The sequence below is a fragment of the Pseudanabaena cinerea FACHB-1277 genome, from assembly GCF_014696345.1.
Lineage (GTDB): Bacteria > Cyanobacteriota > Cyanobacteriia > Pseudanabaenales > Pseudanabaenaceae > Pseudanabaena > Pseudanabaena cinerea.
Window position 1 is genome coordinate 1 of the sequence record NZ_JACJPY010000069.1, and the last position, 24,610, is coordinate 24,610.

The 24,610-nt window shown below is 43.7% G+C and carries 20 protein-coding genes and 1 pseudogene; 11 read left to right on the top strand and 10 right to left on the bottom strand.

Annotated features, from left to right (window positions below):
- Positions 1-435: 435 nt before the first annotated feature.
- The 7 genes from H6F44_RS17095 to H6F44_RS17125 all read left to right on the top strand — a co-directional run bounded on the left by H6F44_RS17095 (position 436) and on the right by H6F44_RS17125 (position 10,320).
- Positions 436-1,854, top strand: coding sequence for an adenylate/guanylate cyclase domain-containing protein (locus H6F44_RS17095; RefSeq protein ID WP_190352245.1), 1,419 nt, complete (start codon positions 436-438; stop codon positions 1,852-1,854).
- Between the two features lie 20 nt (positions 1,855-1,874).
- Complete coding sequence (locus H6F44_RS17100) at positions 1,875-2,240, top strand: hypothetical protein (protein WP_190352246.1); 366 nt, start codon at positions 1,875-1,877, stop codon at positions 2,238-2,240.
- A gap of 265 nt (positions 2,241-2,505) precedes the next feature.
- Positions 2,506-3,135 (top strand): DUF3318 domain-containing protein, encoded by a 630-nt coding sequence (locus tag H6F44_RS17105; RefSeq protein ID WP_190352247.1) that lies wholly within the window; start codon positions 2,506-2,508, stop codon positions 3,133-3,135.
- Positions 3,136-3,290: 155 nt separating this feature from the next.
- Positions 3,291-3,929: an LON peptidase substrate-binding domain-containing protein gene (locus H6F44_RS17110; RefSeq protein WP_190352248.1), complete on the top strand. Its 639-nt coding sequence runs from the start codon at positions 3,291-3,293 to the stop codon at positions 3,927-3,929.
- 243 nt (positions 3,930-4,172) lie between these two features.
- Positions 4,173-7,640 (top strand): heterocyst frequency control protein PatD, encoded by a 3,468-nt coding sequence (gene patD / locus H6F44_RS17115; protein ID WP_190352249.1) that lies wholly within the window; start codon positions 4,173-4,175, stop codon positions 7,638-7,640.
- 195 nt (positions 7,641-7,835) lie between these two features.
- Positions 7,836-9,800, top strand: coding sequence for a DNA primase (gene dnaG / locus H6F44_RS17120; protein ID WP_190352250.1), 1,965 nt, complete (start codon positions 7,836-7,838; stop codon positions 9,798-9,800).
- 274 nt (positions 9,801-10,074) lie between these two features.
- Positions 10,075-10,320 (top strand): hypothetical protein, encoded by a 246-nt coding sequence (locus H6F44_RS17125; protein WP_190352251.1) that lies wholly within the window; start codon positions 10,075-10,077, stop codon positions 10,318-10,320.
- Between the two features lie 30 nt (positions 10,321-10,350).
- On the opposite strand, the gene H6F44_RS17130 is transcribed toward H6F44_RS17125, so the two are convergent.
- The 4 genes from H6F44_RS17130 to H6F44_RS17145 form a co-directional block, all read right to left on the bottom strand.
- Positions 10,351-12,507: an OmpA family protein gene (locus H6F44_RS17130; RefSeq protein WP_190352252.1), complete on the bottom strand. Its 2,157-nt coding sequence runs from the start codon at positions 12,505-12,507 to the stop codon at positions 10,351-10,353.
- A gap of 114 nt (positions 12,508-12,621) precedes the next feature.
- Positions 12,622-13,629, bottom strand: a complete 1,008-nt coding sequence (locus tag H6F44_RS17135) for a vWA domain-containing protein (RefSeq protein ID WP_190352253.1) — start codon at positions 13,627-13,629, stop codon at positions 12,622-12,624.
- Positions 13,630-13,697: 68 nt separating this feature from the next.
- A complete protein-coding gene (locus H6F44_RS17140) occupies positions 13,698-14,849 on the bottom strand; it encodes a glycosyltransferase family 4 protein (RefSeq protein ID WP_190352264.1) in 1,152 nt (383 codons plus the stop codon).
- Positions 14,850-14,888: 39 nt separating this feature from the next.
- Positions 14,889-15,455 (bottom strand): hypothetical protein, encoded by a 567-nt coding sequence (locus H6F44_RS17145; RefSeq protein WP_190352254.1) that lies wholly within the window; start codon positions 15,453-15,455, stop codon positions 14,889-14,891.
- Positions 15,456-15,793: 338 nt separating this feature from the next.
- On the opposite strand from H6F44_RS17145, the gene H6F44_RS17150 reads away from it, so the two are divergent.
- A complete protein-coding gene (locus tag H6F44_RS17150; RefSeq protein ID WP_190352255.1) occupies positions 15,794-15,940 on the top strand; it encodes a hypothetical protein in 147 nt (48 codons plus the stop codon).
- Here H6F44_RS17150 and H6F44_RS17155 read toward each other — a convergent pair.
- Together H6F44_RS17155 and H6F44_RS23275 are read right to left on the bottom strand one after the other, a co-directional pair.
- Positions 15,921-16,190 carry an AT hook motif protein gene (locus H6F44_RS17155; protein ID WP_190352256.1) on the bottom strand — a complete coding sequence of 90 codons (270 nt, stop codon included), beginning with the start codon at positions 16,188-16,190 and terminating at the stop codon, positions 15,921-15,923. The two genes, H6F44_RS17150 and H6F44_RS17155, sit on opposite strands and share 20 nt — an antisense overlap.
- Positions 16,174-16,449: pseudogene (locus H6F44_RS23275) on the bottom strand (BrnT family toxin). Before H6F44_RS23275 ends, H6F44_RS17155 begins: the two are co-directional and overlap by 17 nt.
- A 64-nt stretch (positions 16,450-16,513) precedes the next feature.
- Here H6F44_RS23275 and H6F44_RS17165 point away from each other — a divergent pair.
- On the top strand, positions 16,514-16,654 hold the full coding sequence (locus H6F44_RS17165) for a hypothetical protein (RefSeq protein ID WP_190352257.1): 141 nt from the start codon (positions 16,514-16,516) through the stop codon (positions 16,652-16,654).
- 189 nt (positions 16,655-16,843) lie between these two features.
- Here H6F44_RS17165 and H6F44_RS17170 read toward each other — a convergent pair whose 3' ends face one another.
- A complete protein-coding gene (locus H6F44_RS17170; RefSeq protein WP_190352258.1) occupies positions 16,844-18,358 on the bottom strand; it encodes an ATP-binding protein in 1,515 nt (504 codons plus the stop codon).
- A 13-nt stretch (positions 18,359-18,371) separates the two neighbouring features.
- On the bottom strand, positions 18,372-18,629 hold the full coding sequence (vapB, locus tag H6F44_RS17175; protein WP_190352259.1) for a type II toxin-antitoxin system VapB family antitoxin: 258 nt from the start codon (positions 18,627-18,629) through the stop codon (positions 18,372-18,374).
- Between the two features lie 156 nt (positions 18,630-18,785).
- Between vapB and H6F44_RS17180 the strand changes: the two genes are divergently transcribed.
- On the top strand, positions 18,786-21,035 hold the full coding sequence (locus H6F44_RS17180; protein ID WP_190352260.1) for an NADP-dependent isocitrate dehydrogenase: 2,250 nt from the start codon (positions 18,786-18,788) through the stop codon (positions 21,033-21,035).
- Between the two features lie 132 nt (positions 21,036-21,167).
- Positions 21,168-22,262 (top strand): S-methyl-5-thioribose-1-phosphate isomerase, encoded by a 1,095-nt coding sequence (gene mtnA, locus H6F44_RS17185; protein WP_190352261.1) that lies wholly within the window; start codon positions 21,168-21,170, stop codon positions 22,260-22,262.
- A 34-nt stretch (positions 22,263-22,296) separates the two neighbouring features.
- Here the strand turns inward: mtnA and H6F44_RS17190 are convergent, their stop codons facing one another.
- Together H6F44_RS17190 and H6F44_RS17195 are read right to left on the bottom strand one after the other, a co-directional pair.
- Positions 22,297-23,595: a phycobilisome rod-core linker polypeptide gene (locus H6F44_RS17190; protein ID WP_190352262.1), complete on the bottom strand. Its 1,299-nt coding sequence runs from the start codon at positions 23,593-23,595 to the stop codon at positions 22,297-22,299.
- 198 nt (positions 23,596-23,793) lie between these two features.
- A complete protein-coding gene (locus H6F44_RS17195; RefSeq protein ID WP_190352263.1) occupies positions 23,794-24,264 on the bottom strand; it encodes a globin family protein in 471 nt (156 codons plus the stop codon).
- Positions 24,265-24,610 lie beyond the last annotated feature (346 nt).

Consider the following 24,610-nt stretch of genomic DNA (forward strand, 5'->3'; position numbering starts at 1 on the left):
AGCTTTAAGCTTGCTCAAGATAGCTGAACTTAATGGTCATTGGAATCATCTTTGCTTCCCTTCTCAACCTGTTTAGCCATCAACGAATTATTTACAGCAAGGAAATTTCTGTTGTGCCTTGGTTGCTACTTTCGGTAATATGTCATTAATGCTATTCATTTGGTGCTTTGATTTATTACTTGCACCTTATCCGATGAATAGCTTTTTTGTTCCCCTTTTTTTATGTCCGAAGTATTGATTTAGACCTTACTTCGATTAAATTACACCCTAATTTCCACAAGCTTTGCTCTTACGGCTCTATCTCTGACCAATTTTGTCCGTAGTATTGGTCTTGGTGATAGCAAATTAAGAAACAGCGTTGTTATCTAAGCGCTATGACGGTTGTTATGATTGTGTGCATCGCGATTCAATAAATTGTAGTAGCAGGAAGCAATCATGGAGAAGCGATCGCAGGCGCTGCTTAGTTTAGCCAAAGCCAAATTATCAAGACGAATTGCCTTTTGGATTTTTATTAGCATTGTCGTCATTGAGGCGATTATTCTTGTCCCATCTTACTTTCGCCGTGAACAAGAGCTATTAGAGCAGGTGGAAAATGTATCCGCCATTCAAGCAAGATTTTTTTTGAAATCCGCAATTTCTATGGCTACCGAGCAGGAGCTGATCAGCTTAGCCAAATCGGTGAAGCAGGAAACTAATGTGGTGGGATGGGCAGTGTTGAATGAAAAAAATCAGGTAATCGCCCAAAAGGGTGAGCAGTCAATAGTTGGGGTTAATGATTTGCGGGGGCAGGATGTCATTCGGATGCTAGACGATCGCGGGGATCGCTATGATGTGGCTTGGAACGGCAAAGCGCTAGGGAGTAATTATATATTGGTTATTCGTCATAATATCAGTTTCATTGAGTCAGAACTAGTTGCCTATGTTTGGCGCATTATTGGCTTAGTGGCAATCATTTCCCTGTTTGTCACCGCGAGTACCCTTGTGGTTTTAGGCACAATTGTCATTTTGCCAATTTTGAAACTGCGTGAAGATCTGGACTTAGTAGCTGACTCCATAAGCTGTGATTCTCAAGAAATGGCTGTCCTGCGGTTTCACTCTATGTTGGCATCCCGCACCGATGAATTAGGCGATGTCATGACAGCCTTTAGCCAGATGTATGCTCGCATTGTCAAGGAAATTGCAGAGCGCAAGATGGCTGAGGCGACTATTCAAAAAGAGAAGGATACCTCAGAGCAGTTGTTGTTAAACATCTTGCCCTGTGCGATCGCCGATCGCCTCAAACGCGGCGAGACAGTCATCGCTGATGGCTTTAATGATGTGACCGTTTTATTTGCCGATATCGTCAACTTTACAGAGCTATCGGCAACCATTTCCCCAGTCAAGCTAGTATGTTTGCTGAATGAAATATTTTCCGCCTTTGACAACCTAGCAGAAAAATATAGTTTAGAAAAAATTAAAACCATCGGCGATGCCTATATGGTAGTCGGTGGACTGCCCCTATATCGCCCAGATCATGCCGAGGCGATCGCCAATATGGCATTAGATATGCAACGGGTGATCAACAAGTTTGCAGGAGAACTGGGTAAGTCCTTTGACATCCGCATTGGCATCAGTACGGGACCTGTGGTGGCTGGGGTGATTGGCATCAAGAAATTTATTTACGATCTATGGGGAGATACGGTCAATGTGGCAAGTCGCATGGAGTCTCACGGTCAAGCGGGATCTATTCATGTATCTGCCTCAACCCACGATATTTTGCAGCACAAATATCAATTTATTGATCGGGGGGAGATTATGATTAAAGGTAAAGGGAAGATGCAGACTTACTTTCTAAGCGATCGCCTAACTACTTAAACTTATGACTTACTTTATGTATGACAACCTTGCAACACAATAGTTTTGAAGACTATACTTTAGGGGCTGCCACCTTTGATTTGAGTGGTCTGCCCAAAGAATATTACACCCTTGTTGATGGCAGCAAGAGCATTATTTGGGTACAGCCAATATTTCAGGCATTGGGCTTGAAATCACTCTTAGCAGCCTCACTTCCCGTTGAGGCTTTTACCCATGCTGTGATTCGCAGTAAAGACTACACCGCGATCGTCATTAAGCAGCCTAGCAACTATTTAGCGTTGCTGATTGATCCCCAGAGTGATATTCTCAACGAGCGTTTTCTAGGCTGGGCATTGTCCTTTGATGCCACTTCGCTCAAGCATAATCCCAAGTTTCAAGTAATTTAGAGATGAAAATTTCATTCCTTAGCGACAATTGCAGCAGCCACCAATCAAACGATCTCCAATAAAAATATTGAATACGTTGCTTCGTCAGGCTTTCAAAACTTTTCTTGCTCTGGACTTAATCGCAAAGCGCTGTAAAATAGACACCATAGGGGTTATATTTTAAAGATACGTTAATCTTGGCGTAACTATTAAAAAAAATAGTCCCATTCCTCTTTGCATATTTTGTCCGTCCATTTCTAAACCTTTTCCCCCTTGACGCAGATTCATGCCATCTCCAACTTCATCTCTTCGCAATACCTTCGCCAGAACCGAAATTCGCCGCTTGCAAGATTTACTGCCGCCAGAGTTGCAAGCATGGGTAAAAGTGCTTAATGCTGACGGTGTGCGTCCGCCCCTAATTGCCTGCGAAGAGGCTGGTGGTGATGAGGTGGTGGTTTTAGTAGACATGGTGCGTTGGGAGCGTCTTGCCGAGGATCAGCGCAACTTGCTGTTTTGGCATGAGGTGGCACGCATTCAGAATGATGCTGTCCCCAAAGATGGTTGGGAAGTGGCTGCCTTGGCGATCGGGCTAGGGGGTGCGGTTGGTGAGCTATGGGTACAGAATGGACTGTTGTTTGTGCTGGCGCTTGGCATTTGTGGTGTAGCAGGTTTTCAGCTATGGCGCAAAGGTACAAGTAAAAAAGATATTCGCAATATGATCGAGGCGGATCAAGGGGCGATCAGGTTGGCGGTCAAAAACGGCTACCCCCTTCCTGCTGCATATAAGAGTTTGGGCAGTGCGTTAAAAATTATGCTCAGTGATACCTCTAAGGGGCGATCGCGCACATTGTTAGAAAAGCGCCTTGATGCTTTACGCAATGAAGCTAACAAAGCCAGACGTAACTATGGAGGTTAATGCAAATTGGGAGTTGCTAACGCCATAGGCATTAGGTAATGTCGGATCTCAATTTGGCTTTTTAATGGGAATTCCTGAATTTAGCTGCCATCTTCATCGCATAACAGATAAACTAGGTAAAACGTCTTAGTGCCAGTTAGTGCCAATTTTAGCAAATGACTTCATCATCAATTTCAGTTCGTGAATTGCCACTGTTCCCTCTGCCTGAGTTGGTGCTGTTTCCAGGGCAGTCACTACCTCTGCACATTTTTGAATATCGCTATCGCATGATGATCAATACGGTCTTAGAAAGCGATCGGATGTTTGGCGTACTTATGTGGGACTCAGAGACGGGTAAACCTGCCAATATTGGCTGTGTTGCTCAAATTGTCCAGTTTCATCGTTTACCAGACGATCGCTTCAAGCTGTTGACAATGGGACAGCAAAGATTTCGGGTTCTGGAATATGTTAGGGAAACGCCCTATCGTGTGGGCTTGGTGGAATGGATTGAGGATGCACCTAGTAATGATGCACCTTTTCTATTGGCTACGGAGGTAAGGGAACTACTCAATGATGTGATTCGGTTGTCCCAAAAACTATCGGATCAGGAAATTGAAATACCCAAAATCCCTAGAGGACCGATTGAGTTGTCTTATTGGGTTGCTAGCAATTTTCAGGGTGCGACTCTAGAGCAGCAGTCACTTTTAGAAACCTGTGACACAGCAGCAAGGCTGCGCCGTGAGGCAGAGATATTATCTTCTACAAGAAGCCAACTAGCTGCACGCACGGTTCTCAAAGATACTTTTAAATCCTAACAGGTAGAGCCATTCGCTACGCGACTGACTTTATCTTTAGTAGGTCTTAAGCGAAATAGTCAAAATAGAGGGCAGTAAAACAGCAAAAAGTGGCGGTAATTTATAAATTGCCAGTACTTTTTGCTGTTTAAATTTAAAGCAGCTTTACGTCTTGGCATATAATGCCTATGCAGTCGTTGGCAAGATGTTCAATCAAAAAATTTGCTCAGTAAGTTTTTTAGTTGAGCATTAGGATTAAAAATTATGAATCTAATTGCAGATTTGATCGGCATTATCGAACAATTGCGATCGCGATCGCAGTTGTCAATATTGGCAGGTTGGCAGAGGCAAGACTCGCAGAGTAATTGGCAACCCTTAGCATTGGTTAATTCTCAGAAAAACATACCAATGCTGGCGTTTCTTAAGCAAGAGCAGAATATTCATATCAAGCAGATTTGGCAGGTTCCTGAATCCTATGCAGGACTTAACACAAGGGGGGCAGCTATTTATTTGCACTTGACTTTGTGGGCGGATTGGTGGGCGGTATTTATTAATGGGCAGCAGGTGCAGGAAGGGGATTTATTCGATCAAAAATGTCGGTTGCTGTTGACTGATTGCGCGGCTGGACAGGAATTTGTCATCGAACTGAAGTTAAATAGCCCGAAGCATGACATCGGGGCGCTCCAGCGATCGCAGATAGTTTGGGAATATGCCCATCAAGCTGGCGATCCTCAGCAATTTGCCGATGAATTGGCGGTTTTGGAGATTTATTTGCCAATTTTGATCAGGGAACAAGTTGATATTCAGCCTTTGGAATTGGCGATCGCCGAATTAAACAAATTACTGATTTCCAAAGCTGACAAAGATCAAGAATCTTTATTTTCCCAATTAGCCACAATTCGCGAACCATTGCTGCAATATGGCGAATTTCTCAAGGAGCGACAGATTTATTTACTGGGCAATTCTCATATTGATGTGGCTTGGCTTTGGGCGATCGCGGAAACCAAACAGGCAATGCAGCGTACATTTAATTCTGCTCTCAATTTACAAAAATCCTATCCCGAACTAATTTTCAATCAAAGTACGGCGCTATCCTATCAATGGATGGAACAGGCAGATCCTGCGCTATTTCAGCAAATTCAACAGGCGGTGGCGGAGGGTAAATGGGAACTCATCGGCGGGATGTGGGTAGAACCCGATGGCAATCTACCCAGTGGTGAATCGCTGATTCGGCAAATTCTCTATGGACAAGCCTATTTTCGGGAGAAATTCGATCAAGAGGTGAAAATTGCTTGGTTGCCTGACACCTTTGGCTTCCATTGGCAAATGCCCCAAATCCTTACAAAAAGTGGGTTTACCGCCTTTGTCACGCAAAAACTATTATGGAATGATACCAATAAGTTTCCCTATCAAATTTTTTGGTGGGAAGGTGTGGATGGCAGTCAAATTTTGACCTATTTTAGCAATGAAATCGGTCAAGGCATTGAACCTGTGGCGATCGCCAAGTATCTCGCTAAACAGGAAGAATTGCATGGCATTTCCAAAACAATATGGCTCTATGGGGTTGGCGATCATGGGGGAGGACCAACCGCCGATATGCTCAATCAGGGGCGATCTTGGACAGATTCACCGATGTTCTTTTCGATGCAGGCTGGCACTTTGGCAAATTTTCTATCGGAGTTAAAGACAGAAAGTGCTTCCCATACGCCATCTTTACCCATTTGGCAAGATGAACTTTATTTAGAATTCCATCGCGGTACATATACCACCAAGGCAGACCAAAAACGACAAAATCGCCAGTTAGAAATTCTCTTGGGTAATGCCGAAAAATATAGCGCGATCGCTGCCTTAGTTGCAAATATTGACTATCCCATGACCAAACTGGAAACTGCATGGAAAGGACTATTATTAAATCAATTTCATGATATTTTGCCAGGCACTTCAATTCCTGAAGTATTTGTCGATGCCGATCGCACTTGGGCGGAAGTAAGGGCTGTTTGCGATCAAATTTTACCTGAGTCACCCACAAAAGCAACACAGGAATCATTACAGGCTTGGAACTTCCTAAATTGGCAGCGATCGCAACTGGTGCAGATGCCAGACCGAACCCTGCATTGGCTCACTGTCCCCAGTTGTGGCTTTGTCGATTTAGCCAAAGTTCCACCAGTAACCACGAATCCACCTCTAAATTCATCTCCAAATTTATCCCTAAGCTTAACCAATGATACCGATCATTTCTTCTTAGAGAATAACTTTCTGAAACTGGCAATTAGCCGCAACAGTGGCGATATTGCTCAAATTTGGTATCAGCGATCGCCTGATGCCATAACGATTCTGCGATCGCCGAGTAGTTGGCAATTCTTTAGCGATCGAGGGCAGTATTGGGATGCGTGGAATATTGACCCACACTATGAACAGCAACCGCTAGAGCCTGCTACACTGCAATCAATTACAACCGATGAGCATCAATTCTTAATTACAGTCAAAATCAGCAAGGTCTTCCAAAAATCTAAATTCACCCAAGAAATCCAATTATCCGCCTTTGAGCCATTTATTACGGTCAAAAATTGGGTTGATTGGCAGGAGGATCATGTTTTGGTGAAGGTGGCATTCCCTGTGAATTGGCGATCGTCTGAAGCTACTTACGAGATTCCGATGGCAACCATTTCGCGGCGCACAATTCAAAATGATTTGCCCCGTAATTCATTAAATAACTCATTGAATAATTCGCAGGAGCAAGCTAAATGGGAAGTTCCTGCCCAATATTGGGCGGATCTATCGGCAGAAGATCGATCCATTGGGCTAAGCGTTCTCAATGACTGCAAATATGGCTATGATGCTAAGCCTGACTGCCTGCGCCTCACAATCCTTCGCAGTCCCAATTGGGCTTGTCCAAACAGCGATCGCGGTGAACATGAATTTACTTACCGCTTAGTGCCGCATCAGGGCGCATGGCACGAAGATATAGCTTGGGAAGATGGTAATTCCAAAAGCTCTAAAAATATTGTGCAGTTGGCACAGGAATTAAATAATCCCATTGCTTTATATGCACCATCTTTCCATATTCCCGATCAGTCCAGCCACAGCTTTTTGCAAACCTCAGCCAGTAATATTATTCTTGCTGCATGGAAGCGATCGCAGGATCAATCGGGTTGGATTATCCGTTTGTATGAAGCCACTGGCAAAGCAACAGAGACGACCATTAGCATTCCTAGCTTAAATTCTATTAGCATTTATGAATGCGATTTAATGGAACGTCAGATCGCTCCAGTCGTAATTACTGCCACAGAACCTTTAACATTACTTTTAACATTTACAACCCAGTTCACTGCCTATGAGATCAAGACTTTTCTGATTTCTGGTTTAATTTCTGAAAGTGCTACCCAAAATTCCCATCCACTACAAACCTTGCAGCAAAAACTGACATCCCTACAACAGGCGATCGCCGATCATCCTGACCATAATCCAACCGTTGCTAAAGTCTGGTCGCGATCTCTGGAGGAAATTCTGCATTTTTTCCAAGCAGCGATCGTCAATGCTAACGAACAGAATCAATCTCCAATTCCTAGCATTTCTCTACAGGTGGAAATTGATAAACAACTGAAAATGCTTGGAGTCGATCTGTCCATGCTGCAATCGGCACGGAAATTTGATACTTGGCAAAAACGCCACCGTCAAGCTGGCGATCGGCTCATACTATTGTTACGTTATTGTTCTGATACAACCTATTGAGTCTTTACTGAGTTTTACAGCGCTTTGCGCTCAAACCCAATCCAAGGAAAATCTTGAAAGCGTTGCTTTGCAACGCTTTCAAGATTTTCCTTTGGTTCGTTTGCTCGGTAATTGCTGTAAAAACTGAATAAGGCAAGCGCTATGTTTTACAACCAGAAAGGCTTATAATCAATCTAGCGTTCTTAGGCGATCGCTATGTCTGCACAGTTTCATCTCCACAAAGATACCATTGACCAAGTAAGTCAAAGGGCAGACATCGTAGATATCGTGTCTGAGCGTGTTGTCCTACGCAAAAGTGGTGCAAATTTTCGAGGGGCTTGCCCTTTTCACAATGGCACAAATCCCACTGCTTTAACCGTCAGCCCTGCACGGCAGATGTACAACTGCTTTAACTGCGGCGCAAAGGGGGGGGCGGTCAAGTTTTTGATGGAAATCGATAAGCGCTCCTTTGCTGATGTGGTATTGGATCTCGCCAATCGTTACAATGTGCCGATCAAGACGGAGGAACCCGAAAAGGCGCAGGAAATTCAAAGGCAAATATCCCATCGCGATCGCCTCTATGAAGTGATGGCACTGACTACTAGCTTTTATCAGCACGCCCTTTATGCCACTCAGGGGCAAGCCGCCCTCGCTTATCTCAGCCAAAAGCGGCAGATGTCCAAGGATACGATCCAGAAGTTTCAATTGGGCTATGCCCCTGCGGGTTGGGAAACTCTGATGGGCTATTTGGTGCAACAGAAGCAGATTCCCGTTACTTTGGTGGAAGAAGCGGGGCTGATTGTGCCACGCAAAACAGGGAATGGCTTTTATGATCGGTTTCGCGATCGCTTGATGATTCCCATTCATGACACCAGAGGGCGCGTGATTGGCTTTGGTGGGCGCTCTTTGGGAGATGAAGAGCCGAAATATCTCAATTCCCCTGAAACCGCCTTATTTAGTAAAGGCACGGTTTTATTTGGCATGGATAAGGCGCGGGATGCTATTTCTAAATCCGATCAGGCGGTGGTGGTGGAGGGCTATTTTGATGCGATCGCTTTGCACCAAGCGGGGATCAGTCAGGCGATCGCCACGATGGGGGTTGCTCTCAATAGCGAACAAATGAAGCAGCTATTGCGCTATACAGAATCTAAAAATGTAATTCTCAATTTCGATGCTGACAAAGCGGGAATTACGGCGGCAGAAAAGGCGATCGCGGGCTTTAAGGAATTAGTTTTTGATGGCACGGTGCAGTTACGGGTTTTGACGATCCCCGATGGCAAAGATGCCGATGAATATCTCAAACAACATAGTGCCGACAGCTATCGTGATTTACTCAAAAATGCGCCGCTATTTCTCGATTGGCAAATTGAGCAAATTCTGGCAGGGCAGGATCTCAATCAAGCTGACCATTTTCAAAAAAGTAGCCAAGCGATCGCCCAATTATTGGTAAACCTGCCCGTTGATTCCTTTTTTCGCACCCACTATATCCATACCTCGGCACAGCGCCTCGCTCAAGGTAACTCCTATTTGGCGTTGCGTCTAGAGCAGGACTTGCGCCGCCAACTCCGCAACACGCGCTGGCAGAGCAATAAACCCGCCCCTTCCCTAACCTCCGTAGGCAATGCCCTGCATACCGCCGAATCTCAGCTTTTGCAAATCTATCTGCATTTCCCACAGCATCGCGCCTATGTTTACGAAGCAATTCTTGAAGAAGATATTGAATTTAGTCTTTCCAACCATCGCTATTTATGGCTGATGATTCTCAATTTGATCGACCAGAAAAAAACCTCCCTAGCCTCCGAAGAACCCCATGCCAATCACTTAATCCAACAATTACAAATTATCGCTGCCGAAAATGCTGAACTATCACAACAATTACAGCATTTGTTATGGTTAGATGACAACTCGCGGGTGGGCTTACTGCGTCCGCAAATGGTGGTGAGAACAGCGATCGCCAAGATTCAATATGTAATGTGTGAGAAGCGCGAAAAGCATTGGCTCGACCTATTTAAAACGAAGGATGTGATCGCCGATCCTGAATTTGGGCATCATTGCCAAGCGCAAATTCAACTAGAAAAGCAGCGTAAATCCGAAATTCAGAAATTAATTGAAGTAAATTATCTCGATCTTGCTGGCAAGAATTCCCATAACTTTAGCAGTCATAGTGGTATTGATTTTTAAAGCAATTACCGATTCAAACCTTGCCGCAATTTTGGTTTGAGCGCAAAGACCTGTCAGCCCCATTGCTGGTGGAGACGACTATGGGCTAGGCATTTTCAGAGCGACATCTCACCGCGAAAGCAGTAAATATTCACCCTTGGTGATTTCGATCACGCCAATTCTTGGGCGACATCACCAAGCTAATCACAGTGCGATCGCAACCCTCTCTCCAAGAATCAGTAATACTCATAACCATAGAGACAGTTAACAAATTTAGATTTACAGGACAAAAGCCATGATTCTCAACTCCCTCAATCAAGTTCGCAAAATCATGATCAAATCGATCGCTGGCACTGAAGAAGCGATCATTTTTCTAGGCAAAACCTTTGTAGCTGACAAAAACTACAGCTCTATCCATGAGGCGATCGCAGGATGCCGCAGAGATGTTGATATGGGCATGGGCGTATTGGTGATTCCTGATGCTCATCAATTTCGGGTGTGGGTTGCTATTCCTGAGCAATTCATCTTGGGAACTATGTAATTGCATATTGCATGATGATTGCAAAATGATTTATTGTTTAGGACTGTTCTCTTTAAACTGAATTACCACGCGGCGGTTGAGGGAAGGGTTTGTATTTGACTCCTTAGGCTGCAACCATGACAAAGCCTCAAAAGTAATTTTGTAATTATTATCCACACCGCGATCGCGCAATAAACGCACCACCTCATTAGCACGTTCTTTAGAGATATCGAGGTTATAAGCATATTCACCCGTGCGATCGGTATGTCCACTCACGCTAATTATGCCCGTTTTACCTTGAATCTTTTGCCAGAATTGTTCGATTTTTAAAGATTCTGTTTCACTAACGATCGCCTCATCTGCCGCAAAAAAGATAATTGCTTCTACGTCAGGATCGGTAATCGGCAAGGTAACTGAGGCAATGCTGTTATTATCATTAGGCATTGAGGTTGGCTTAGCAGTTGAAGTGGTCGATGAGATGCGCGAAGAATTTGGGTTGGATTTGGCAGTTGAAGCGGTGGGAATTGGGGCGGCGATCGGTGGGGTTGGGGATTTTTGATCGGTACTTTTTGGGACTGTTGATTTTGAGGCTGTTGATTTCGAGATTGTTGATTTTGAGGCTGTTGATTTTGAGGCTGTTGATTTTGAGGTTATTGACTTAGCGTTACTTGAAATGTCATTACCAGTTTTAGCAATGGGAGCATCTAAACGCTTACCTGCATTAGAATTTACATTAGAATTTGCATTAGAATTTGCATTAGAATCTGCATTGAGATTTGTATTAGGATTTGCATTAGAGTCTGTACCAAAATCTGGACTAGCATCATCCGATCGCTGCATTAAAATACCAAAAGCGATCGCCGTACCTAGCAATGCTAGCCCAATCAACAAGGCCGCTAGCAATTTCCAATACTTAAACAATCGATGATCCGCATTATCTTCCAATTGTTCGGTTACTAATACTGGTTGGGCATTAGTAGATTGATAGTTGTCAACCATAGAACTTGAAATAGAACTTGAAGTAGAACTTGACAATGCTTGATCCCGACTAGCGATCGCTTGCAGTTCAAAATCCATTAAGGACTTCTTTGCCAAAGGTGCGATCGCCGCCGACTCCATATCAATATTTTGGCGAATCCTCTGCCCATTGACTTCCAATTCAAACCATTGAGCATCATTTGCCATCGTAAAATCAATATAGGCGGGTAAACCATGCCCATAGGACTTCACACAGTTGCCGCGATCGTCATAGATTTTGCCACCTTCCGCAATTACCAGATTTTCATTGACCACCTCCGCAAAAATCTGGGATAGGTTCGTCATCTCACTGGCAATTTTATAATCCCAAATATCAATATCGAAACCCGTATCAAAATCATCTAGCTCCTGCAATTGATAGCGATCGACATCATTCCCCACCCCAATCAAAATTAATTTGAGATAGTTTCTTTTACCTGTCGCAATTTCGAGGGCGAGCTGGCGCGTATAGTTTTTAACTGCCGCTAGGTCATCAATTCTCCCATCGGTCAAAAAGATAAACATTCCGCGTTTAGCTTGATGGTACTGCTCACTAAAATAAGCGATCGCAGGCAATAGCTTGGTACTTTTTCCTAATGTCACCGTCGCAGGTCCAGCGATCACCAACTGCTGACAGCCCACAGCATCAAATTCCCCCAACACCTGAATTTCGTCCCCCTTGCCACAACCCCAATAGATCAGCGCCGTTTTACCTATACCATCCACACTACCCGCCAAATAAGCCGTAAAGTCCTGCACTAATGGCTGCAACAGATTGGCAGTATAGTTAATCTCATAGCCCTGTGCCTGCATTTCGGCAAAAGCCTCTCGCTCAATGCGTCTGATTGGTTCGCCATCCTCCACATAAGACCTTAATCTGCCCTGCTTGATATAGTCAGTCAGTAATGCAGGATCGACCCGCGCCTCCACCTTGCGCCCATAGGCACGTTTCATTGACGCACTGCCATCGAGGGCAAGTCCTGTGCGCCATCCTTCGGCAAACTGTCCCTGCGGCTCCATGGCGATCGTTAGTTGCACATCACAAACTAGTTGCTCACCACTAACCACATTTCTCGCAACATTTACCTCACCAAATTCAGCCGCAACTTGATTGGCAGGTATTTGCCATTTGCGCTCTTGCAGATGTGATTCTATAATTCTCTCCCTATTTGTATCAGTGATCTCATCCATTAGATTTATCTCTCACTCGTCAGTCTCAGGGTTATATTCGTTAGCCATGACAATTGTTAACAAAACTAAAAATGGCGATGCCACTTTTAGTTTTGCAAATAGTTTTGAAAAACCTTAGTTAAAATCAACAACATCTTGCCATTGTTCAGATTTCTGAATGGGAGCAATATTTGCCTCCTGTGGCAAAGCCTCAGAAATATCTTGGGTGACATTACCACCTGAAAACTCTAAAGTAAAGGATGTTGAACCCGCAGGTAGTTTAAAGCGCATCAGTGCTGGTACACCAAAGTTATATTCTTCACAAACTGTACCCGCTTGATTGAGAATACGCCCATATTGAGTGACAATTGTTTCCACGGAGACAAATTCTTTAAAGATCTGCTCCAAGATTTGAATATCATCAGCCACTTGATAATCCCAAAGGTCAACATCACGCCCTGCGGCATCTTTGACAAAGCTGCCCTCAAACATGTTATCCAATTCTTCCAATTGCTGTTCATCAATTTCTTTGCCCACACCGATCAGCAAAAGTTTAATAAATGGCTTGGTATTGTCAGCAATTTCCAAGGCATATTTAAAGCAATATTCTTTCACCTCTTCCAAGTCTTCAATAATGCCATCGGTGATAATTAGACAAATTGCCGCAGGTTGTTTGACTCCGATCGCTGGCATATCTTTATACTTATTGATGAAATATTGCAGAGGTGGCAATAGCTTTGTACCTGTACCCCAAGGAATTTTTGGACCTTTAATGGCAAACTGCTCGATCTCTTCACCACTAAAGCTGCCTAAGTCTTCAATCAATTCACCTGCTGCACCACAAGCCCAATTAATCAGATCGACCTGCCCTGTTGCCGCAAAGTTGGCAAGATATTTGACCATCACCCTTGCCACTGGCTCCACCACATTAGGGGTAATGGCCGCACTAGCAAAGAAGCTACTAACTACGCCACTGATGCCATACATTTTTTTCATGGATGCCGAACCATCTAGTGCTAAGCCGACCCGCGCCCCCTCAATGTCAGGAACCATCAAGATCGTTGCAACAATATCAATATCACCATTATTTCTGGGATAGACATTGACTTCTCCAAAGGGCTGAACCACATTTTTTAATTGCATACTCGGACTCTCTGATATTTCACAACAAATCACAACAAAATAGTAGCGTACAGCGATCCGTAAAGCTTTCAAATTTTAAATTCATAAAAGTCTTGCCAAGCCTGCTGTAGTAAATCGGCAAACTCTTGGCGAAATCGCTCCGATGAGAAGCGCGATGCTCGTGCATGGCAATGCTCAGGTAAGAAGCGATCGCCACCATTCTCAAACTCTAGCACCGCCAACCTCAAACTCGCCACAGTCTGCTCAGCAAAAAAACATCCCGTGGGGCGATCGCCCTGTGCCACCACCGAGTCACAAATCCCACCGCGTCCATAGGCAATTATTGGTGTGCCTAAGCTCTGCATTTCCACAGGCATAATCCCGAAGTCTTCCTCTGCCGCAAACACAAATGCCCGCGCCCTACGCCCATAATCACGCAAAATCGCAGTCGATTGATAGCCCAAAAATTGAATGTTGTTTGCAGTGCTTTTGGCTACCATAGCCTTTAACCGCGTCATCTGTTCTCCTTCGCCAATGACCACCAAGCGGCGATCGCCCATTTCCAAAAATGCCTCCACAATCAAATCAACCCGCTTGTAAGGAACTAACCGTGAAGCCGTCAAATAAAAATCTTCCCGTACTGTCCCATCAAGGGCGGCAATTTCCACGGGTGGATAAATCACTTGCGCCGATCGCCGATAGACCTTATAGATGCGGCGGGCAATGAACGTGGAATTGGCAATAAATAGATCCACCCCATTGGCAGTACGGCTGTCCCAAATCCTTAACTGGTGCAAAATCCATCGCGCTAACCATCCCTTCAGCCCCTTAGTCAGATTTGCCTCGTGCAGATATTGGTGCTGCAAGTCCCACGCATAGCGCATGGGCGAATGGACGTAAGCAATGTGCAGTTGATGGGGCGCAGTCAATACGCCTTTAGCCACCGCATGGGAGCTAGAGATAACCAGATCGTAGGCAGACAAATCAAGCTGCTCGATCGCTAGAGGCATGAGGGGCAAATATTGCCGAAATTTAGTTTTTGCAAAGGGTAACTTTTGAATAAATGTGGTTTGTACCTGTTTGTGTTGAATAAAATGGCGTTGACTCTGCTCTAAAAAGTCCACTACTGCAAACAGGTCGGCATGGGGCAGCAGTTGCAAAATCTGCTCTACAACTCGCTCGGAGCCAGCATAATTTACAAACCACTCATGAACGATCGCCACCTTGAGATGCTCTAGCATAAATATCCATAAAGACACAAACCTGACTATGGCAAACTGCTATAAGTTACCACAGAGGCGATCGCTCAAAATGTCGCGACTCAGCGCCTGTTGAAAATCTTCAGCATGACCAAGATGCTGTGGTAGCCACATATCCCCTGTAATGACATTCATGGGCGGCAGCACATCATAAATTGGCTCTTGCAAAAAGTAAGTATCCTTGAGTTGCACTAACCAAGGTGTTTGACCTTTTTGATCAATGCGTGCTTGTATATCAATCAAACTGGTTGGCGCAATATCAAACTGCTGATCTAACTCCAGATCAACATGGATATCTTGGCGATCGCAGGGAAAAATCGCGGCGATCGTTGCTAATCCTTGTAAAGCAAAAGCAGGAAAAGTATCAGTGTCAAAGCCAAACTCATCCATTAACTGCCGACAAGTATAGGCAGCATCGGGGCTGTCTGGATAACCAAGGGAATGGATTAGCACCCGACTATCGATGACAGTTTTGATAAATTCTGGCGGGTCAAAAACAACTAAAGTGCTATAAACCCTTGCTAGATAGCAAACTGCTTCTTCAGGGCATAGAGAAATAGCTGCTGTTACCGATGCGCGATCAAGCATGATACCAAGATGCAGGTGAGATTGTTTAAGTTGATAAGCATACAATAACTAGTGATTTTATGTGTTGCTGCAAATGACTTAACTAACCCATGTTACGCAGATAGAAAAGCGAGAGATTTGACTGTGATAAAATAGGCAGAGCAAGTATATTGGGTAGAGATTTGAGAATAGTTGCTTTAACAAAATCAAGGTGAAAGAGGCAAAAAAGATAAAAACATGAAAAAGGATATGTTAGATCTTTAAAGTGAAATGTGTAAAGTCTAGAAAGCGCCAAGGAGACTTCGGCGTAGCAGAGATCACTGTCCCCCGCGATCGCCTCTCCCCAATACCTCAACATAATGATCGCCTCTACAAAAAATCAAACCAGCGATCGCCCCTTCACCAACCAAAATCACGATCGCCACTTCAAAAATCACATAGCGATCGCCCCATCAACCCCAAAAATCACGATCGCCTCCAAAAAAATCAGACAGCGATCGCATTGAGAAGTACTTCGTTAATGATTACTTGATACTCAACTCCTTTTTTTTCTGCTTCAGCTTTTGCCCAAGAAATTATTTTAGGATGTAGCTGGATAGAAATTGATTGATAATTTTCTATTTCGTTTTTAATTAAAGTTTTACGTTGTGTGAAATTAATTCCAAATTGTTCTGTAATAGCTTTTTCAGCAGCTATTACTTCTGATTTACTAATTCTTCTTGCATTAGCAAAAGGAAATTCAGTTTGATTCGGCATACTTTTTTCTCTCCGATTTATTTGCAGGTCTAGCGCTGATAATTCTAATAGTCTCTTCTCTCATTGTGAAAACAACTACTAATATACGACTTTCGTATGATTTTCAAATAATCCATTCTCTTTTTTCTATTATTGAATGAGTTGGATCGGGAGCGATTAAAGCAAATGGATCTATCCAAACAGTTGTTGCTTCTTCAAAGGAAATCTTGTGCTTTTGTTGATTTTGTTGTTGTTTGTTTGCATCCCATTCAAATTTCATGCTTTTAGCGTATACAAATTATTATAACCAATCACTAATTTTTATCATACCGACTAGCGAATAATTGACCCAACAAAAAAATCAAACAGCGATCGCCACTTCAAAACCCAAAATCACGATCGCCACTTCACAACAATCAAACAGCGATCCCCCCCTCGACACCCAAAATCACGATCGCCACTCCATAAAAATCAAGCAGCGATAGCCTCACTCAACCCCAAAAATCACGATCGCCTCCTAAAAAATCAACCAGCGATCGCCCAATCAATACTTCAACATCACGATCGCCTCCTAAAAAATCAACCAGCGATCGCCCAATCAACCCAAAACATCACGATCGCCTCCCAAAAAAAATCAAACAGCGATCGCCTCTCAAAAACTTTAATATTTTGGTTTACGGAACTCTCACTTTAAATCGTTTAACTTCATCTTTAGGCATATTTTTAGATTTTGCATATTTTGCAGCACTAGGATTAGTCATAATTTCTTCTAAAATCTTCTTGTTTCGTAAGACAGTTATTTCATCAGTATAAACACGTAACTCTTTTGTGTTGAGAGCGTGTTCAATCTCTTTTTTTGAAATTTCCCGATTGTCCATACCCAGTAAAACAATCCTTTTTTGGCGGGGCGACAAATTGAATGACTGAAACAATGACAACCATTCTTGCTGTCTGGGGCTGAAAATCGATTCATGAGAAAAAGTTACACTAAACCATAGACCATTAGAGTAAAGTATTGGTTGTCTTAATTCCCTTTGATTCATCAAATCAAACATTCTCTGCATCCCCTCCCCTAACTCTCGAACATATCTATTTTCGCGTAAAACCCTTGTAATAGAGGCATTACGCGACTCGTGAGCATTTTCTAGTTTTTCTAAACTTTTGATAGTTAAAGTGGATAATAATGCTCCTGGACTTCTTATTTGGAGAGAATTACTGAATACAAAAATGTCAATTCCATTTTGAATACTATAGTCTCGATGAGCTATCGCATTGATTAATGCTTCTCGACAAGCTAACTCTGGATAAATGTACTTCTGCTCAAACTTAGCATCACTCCCAAATTCCGTTTTATAAGCTAAGTAAGGGCGAAGTTGTTCCCAAGAACGCTCAAGCAGTTCAAAGATATTGCCAGTCGTCGTCTCATCGGAAATTACATTATAATTTTCGCCAGATCTTAACTCGCTGCCCGAAACTTGAAGTATTCTTACCTGTGATCGCGGATGCCAACGTTGAATATCTTGGGCAAATAAGAGTAAAGCTGCCATTCGTAAGCGTAACCCGTTTAACCCATATTCTGCTAATCCAATTTGTTGTAAATATCTCTCAACACTTAAACCTTTTATATAACTATCAGAAATTGACCTTAACAAAGATAAATCTAAATCATTTACAGTTGCCCCATCTACAAACTGACGGTCATATTGGCGCGATTTTACTTCTTGTCTTTCAAATTTAATTTGTTCAAATTTTACTGGCTCAGTATTTTTATCTTTCCGTCTTACACATCGCCCATCGGGTAGTTGATATATTTCCACAGAACCTTTATCAACAGAGAAGAACAGTACGATTTTATTTTCTAATTCAACTCTTTGAGCCGAGAGTAAAGGCAGAGTATTATTTGCAAATATATGTGTTTTATGGGCAGATAGCATATTTTTAATTTCTACTTCACCATGCGGCACTCCTGTGACTTCTCCATTATCTTCTACCCCAATCAGTAAATCTCCGCCATCAGCATTAGCAAAAGCAACCAGTGCTTCCCCTATATACTGACAGAGCTTTTTAACATTGCCCGATTTTTTATTACCTATTTCTCCATCAAAAGCACTTTTAAATTCCCTAAAGTGACTTTCACCAAGAGAAATTGTGTTTTTAATCCGTTCCTGCAATATTAAAGAATCTATCATTTAATTTAATCTCCTAAAATAAATATGGCTCATCAAAATCATCTGACATTACGATCAGCCCTGCCATCATTCCTGCTTGCCTGTACTTTTTCTTGGGTATGTCACTATTGACGATAGATGATTTTTCAGTTCCCTTATTCAATAAATATTTCGCATAATGCAGAACCTCGATTTTGAGGGCATCTGGCATTTTCGCAAAGATTTTTAGTACCTCATCGTTTAAGGAAATATTGGTGTTAGGTTCTTGACCTTTGGTAATAGTTTGTTGCATTGACTTTCACACTGGCGCGATCGCAGATAGAAATATTGACAATTATATAACTTAATATACTCGCTAAATTTCTGGATAAAACCGATACGAATCAGATTAACCAAGCCATGTATCATCTAAGCTGTAATAGATCCGCAAAAAATCCGCCCCATTGACATGAGCAATCAAACCTCAAAAATCACCTATACCTTTACCGATGAAGCTCCAGCCCTAGCCACTTACTCCCTACTGCCCATAGTCCAAGCTTTTACAAAAGCCGCCGACATCGAGGTTGAACTCAAAGATATTTCTCTGGCAGGGCGGATTATTGCGAATTTTCCTGAATATTTAACCGAAGCGCAGCGTCAACCCGATGCCCTTGATGAACTGGGCGCATTGGCACAAACCCCTGAAGCCTATATCATCAAGCTCCCGAATATTAGTGCTTCCCTGCCACAGTTAACGGCAGCGATCGCCGAGTTACAAGCCAAGGGTTACAACATCCCCAGCTATCCTGCTGACCCGCAAACTGACGAAGAGAAAGCGATTAAGGCGAAATATTCTAAGGTGTTGGGCAGTGCCGTTAATCCTGTATTGCGTGAAGGTAATAGCGATCGCCGTGTTGCTGCTGCCGTTAAGGAATTTGCTCAAAAGAATCCTCACTCTGTGGGTGCATGGTCAAAGGATTCTAAATCCCATGTGGCGCACATGACTGAGGGGGATTTTTATGGTAGTGAGAAATCGGTGGTAATGCCAAAAGCTGGCGTACTCAAGATTGAGTTAATTAAAGCCGATGGTTCCACTCAAGTTCTCAAGGAAAAAACTACTGTATTGGAAGGTGAAGTCATTGATGCTTCGGTGATGAGTGTCAAGGCTTTGCGGGAGTTTTATGCTCAGGAAATTGCGAAGGCGAAAGCAGAAGATATTTTGCTATCACTCCATGTCAAGGCAACGATGATGAAGGTATCTGACCCGATTCTCTTTGGTCATGCGGTGACGGTCTATTATCAAGATGTATTTGAGAAGTATGCGGATACTTTCAAGCAATTGGGCATCAACCCGAATAACGGTTTGGGGGATGTTTACTCCAAAATTGAATCTTTACCTGCTGAACAAAAAGATGCGATCGCCGCAGATTTGCAAGCGGTTTATGAGAAGCAACCACGTTTAGCGATGGTTAATTCTGACAAGGGAATTACGAATCTCCATGTTCCGAGCGATGTGATTATTGACGCATCAATGGCGGCGACCATCCGTACCTCTGGCAAGATGTGGGGGGCAGATGGTAAGGCTTACGACACTAAGGCAATGATTCCCGATCGCTGTTATGCCACCATTTATCAAGCCTGTATTGAATTCTGTCAGGAAAATGGAGCCTTTGATGTCACCACGATGGGGAATGTCGCCAATGTCGGCTTGATGGCTCAGAAGGCTGAGGAATACGGCTCCCACGATAAGACCTTTGAGATTCTTGCGGATGGAATTGTGCGCGTCAGTGATGAAACGGGGACAGTTCTCATTGAGCATAATGTCGCCAAGGGTGACATCTGGCGGATGTGTCAAACCAAGGATTTACCAATCCAAGATTGGGTTAAGCTGGCGGTTAATCGCGCCAGAGCCACTGGCAATCCAACAATTTTTTGGTTAGATGAACATCGCGCCCATGACGCGAATCTGATTACGAAGGTGAACACCTATTTGCAGGACCATGACACCGCAGGGCTAGATATTCAGATCATGGCTCCTGTGGCGGCGATGAAATATACCTGTGAGCAGATTAAGGCGGGTAAAAATGTAATTTCCGTAACTGGTAATGTCTTGCGGGACTATCTCACGGATCTATTCCCAATTCTGGAATTGGGAACCAGTGCCAAAATGCTCTCGATTGTGCCATTGTTGGCAGGTGGAGGATTGTTTGAAACGGGTGCGGGTGGTTCTGCACCTAAGCACGTTCAGCAGTTTCTGGAAGAAGGACATTTACGCTGGGATTCCCTCGGCGAATTTCTAGCGATCGCTGTTACGCTCGAAGACCTTGGACGCAAGACTAACAATGAGAATGCCAAGATCTTGGCGATCGCCCTAGACCAAGCCAATAGTCTCTATCTGAATAACGATAAATCACCCTCTCGCAAGATCGGCGGTATTGATAATCGTGGCAGTCATTTCTATATCGCGCTTTACTGGGCGCAAGCTCTAGGGTTACAGGATCAGAATTTGGAACTGAAGTCAAAGTTTGCTGAGTTGGCACAGATCTTACAAGAGAAAGAGAGTCAAATTCTTCTAGAATTGAGTGCTGCTCAAGGTCAATGCGTTGATATTGGCGGCTATTATTTCGCCGATCCTGATAAGGCTATTCAAGCGATGCGTCCTAGCCAGACTCTTAATGCGGCGATTAGTTTGCTTAGGAATTTTGCTAGATGTACTTGATGATGTGGCGATTAGTGAGGTTTTGGGGCTATGGGGCTAAATGTGGCGGAAATTGCTAAACTTAGAGGTGTCTAAATTTTACCGAAGTTTATGTCAGCAGAATGAGTCGTACAAATATTTGAAGGAATAACTGTGAACTCTAATTACAAAGCTTTTTGGCTAGAAGGCGGTGATTTAGTCGTTATTGATCAAACACAACTGCCGTTTCGATTAGTTACCAAAACCCTCAAAAACAGCGCCGATGCCACCCTTGCCATTCAAGATATGACCGTGCGCGGTGCGGGGGGGATCGGTAATGTGGCAGCCTTTGGGGTTTATCTTGCTGCGCGGGAAAGTGATGGCGATCTGTCAAAAGTTAAAGAACTGGCAGCCGTGATTCGTCGCGCCCGTCCGACGGCGGTTAACTTGATGTGGGCGGTTGATCGCTTGCTGTTGGTTTTAGAAAAAGCCGCATTAACTAACCAGGATTTGGTGACTGTAGCACTCAAAGAGGCGATCGCCATTGCCGATGAGGATGTGATCGGCACAAGGCAGATTGGTAAATTTGGTTGTGAGTTGATCGAGGCGATCGCCAAAACCAAGCCCCAAGGTGAACCAGTCAATATTCTTACCCATTGCAATGCTGGCTGGCTGGCGATCGTCGATCGCGGCAGTGCCTTAGCACCGATCTATGAGGCAAGCGATCGCGGCATCAATATTCATGTCTGGGTCGATGAAACCCGTCCCCGCAATCAGGGGGCAAATCTGACCGCATGGGAGTTAGGGCAGTCGCAGATCCCCCATACCCTCATTACCGACAATGCGGGTGGGCTGTTGATGCAATATGGCAAGGTTGACCTGTGCATCGTGGGAACCGATCGCGTTACCCGTAAAGGCGATGTCGCCAATAAAATCGGCACATATCTCAAGGCTCTCGCCGCCTTTGATAATCAAGTTCCCTTTTATGTGGCATTGCCTAGTTCTACCTTCGATATGCAGATTGCCGATGGCATCCAAGAGATAGCGATCGAATCGCGTAGCGCCGATGAAGTTCTATATATGCAGGGTTTACAAAATGATCAATCCATTGGCAGGGTAAGGATCGCACCCCTCAATACCCCCGCCCTCAATTATGGCTTTGATATTACTCCCGCCCGATTGGTGACAGGGCTAATCACCGAGCGCGGTATTTGCGAAGCCTCCGAATTAGCGATCGCCACGATGTTTATGGATTTGTTGCCCCTATAGATAACAAAGGCTTGCATAGCAAGCCTCTGTTTGTCTATTTAGCCAAATTGCGAAGAAGCGATCGTTGTTTGTCATTCATACGTTGCAAAGCCTGTCTGGCATCGCTAGTTTGCAGCATTTGCAATAGCTCCTCGATTTCTTCATTCAGCGATCGCGAAACTGGCTCTTTGACATGAGGCGCGGGACGGTTAGGTTGCTCTTCAGGCATCACGCAAGTCCCCGTTTCACAATCCATGCCTAGCTCCTGCCAATAGAGGGTGGGAACCACCTTGCCATGTTGACCCATATGCTCGTGCTGTAGTAGATCACTTTGTAAATAATTGCGAGGTGAATCATGGAACTTGACATCACGGGCATAGGGGATCGTGTGACAACCAAAAGCTTTGCGATATTCTTCCGAATCAAAGATTTTATGGAAGAATGCATTCACTCCATGCTTAGTCAATTCATCGGTATAGATCCCAATTTCTTCTTTGTTATGGGGAGTTCTACCAAGAAGATGTTTGAAGCTTAGCTCCATGAATTTGAGGTTAGAGCAGTCATGGTAAAACGCATTTAGATATAGCTCCGACATCACCAGTTCACCGATAAAGTGACGCACATCAATTTTACCTGTCAGAAAGTCCTGCTCTAGATGGGCGATCGCTTTACGTTCTGCCATATAGGGCTGACGCTCCAAAACCTGAGCATAAATCTGAGCAATGGCATTTTGGCGATCGCTAGCGGTATGCACCGAATGATTAGCCGCTTCAGGGTTGCTCATTTCTTCAGGCAATACACAAGTACCAGTTTCACAATCCATACCCAACTGTTGCCAATAGATCGTGGGGATGACCTTCCCGCGCTGCCCCATATGCTCATGCTGCATCAAATCTGTTTGAAGATAGTTGCGAGGTGAATCATAAAACTTCACATCACGGGCATAGGGAATAGTAAAGCAACCAAAGGCTTTGCGATATTCCTCAGAACCAAGAATTTCATGGAAGAATGCCGATACGCCTTCCATCATCAATAGATTCATGTATCTAGCAACTTCTTCATTGTCTCGCACCGCCCTTCCTAACAGATGCTTTACAGTCCATTCCACAAACTTGAGATTAGAGCAGTTATGATAAAAGCTATTGAGATAGACATTTGACATCACCAATTCACCAATGAAGTGACGCACCCCTAGCTTCCCTTTCAAAAAATCCTTCTCCGCTTTGGCAATTTCTTTGCGCTCATGGATATAGGGTTGACGCTCTAAAATTTGAGCATAGATCTGACACAAAGCCACTTGACGCTCTTGATCGCTAGACTTGCGATCGATGGTGACAGGAGCATAGGTATCCATAACAGCTTCTCCAAATAATCTCTAAAAGTGCTAAAAGTGCAATCAAATTGTTAATCCCCGCAGGAGCGACAATATAGCGGTTTTCGTTTTGCCGTAGGGAAAATGAAAACTCAAAACCTCCATTAGGATTAATTTTTTTGTTTTCAAATGAGTGTGTACTCATTTGGAAACCGCTATACATTTGGGCATGGGAGGGGGCTAAGCGTGTAGCAAAGCCGAAATTGCCATCTCTGTATAGGGCTTGACGATCGCCGCGCATTCCGCAGGCAACATCTCATCAATCACCGATTGCATCAAACGGTAAGCGGTCGAACATTCCTTAGCAACTTGGTAGGAATTGATAATATTTGCTAACCAATCCATCAAAGTCTCGCTAAAGAAAACTTCATCATCACGCAGTGCCGCTAGGGAAGCATAGCGAATCACATTAGCCATATCATATTTGCAGCGTTGCAAGTGCTTTTGCAATAGCTCAGGATATTGCTGTGCCAATAGTTTGAGAGTGCGGATGGTAATCTCTTCAGCGCGATCGCGAAGGAGATTATAGGTTTTGACTCGGACAGAAAAGCTATTGGCAAAACGTTCAAGATTGACTAAATCAGTATCTGTTAAATAGACCCGATCAACGGCAATCATCTTTTCGTCCAAGGTGCGGTTGATAGTTAACATTGTCTTCTTTTACCCCTGAAAAATCTAAAAATATGTCTAAAAATATATAAGCTGCATGGAATTTAAGCTTTACTCTTGTCTGTCTCGAAAAACTTTTAGGTTCTATTCCCTTGTTTAGAATCATAAAACTGTACTTGGCAATACAACCAAACCTGCAACCAAAGTTAACTCAAAAATATATTTCTACATATAGCGATCGCCACATTTGCGACTACTGACGCTTTTTTTATGGCAGTATCAAGCAACAATACTACGGACAAAATTGGTCAGAGATAGAGCCGTAAGAGCAAAGCTTGTGGAAATTAGGGTGTAATTTAATCGAAGTAAGGTCTAAATCTAACAGGGA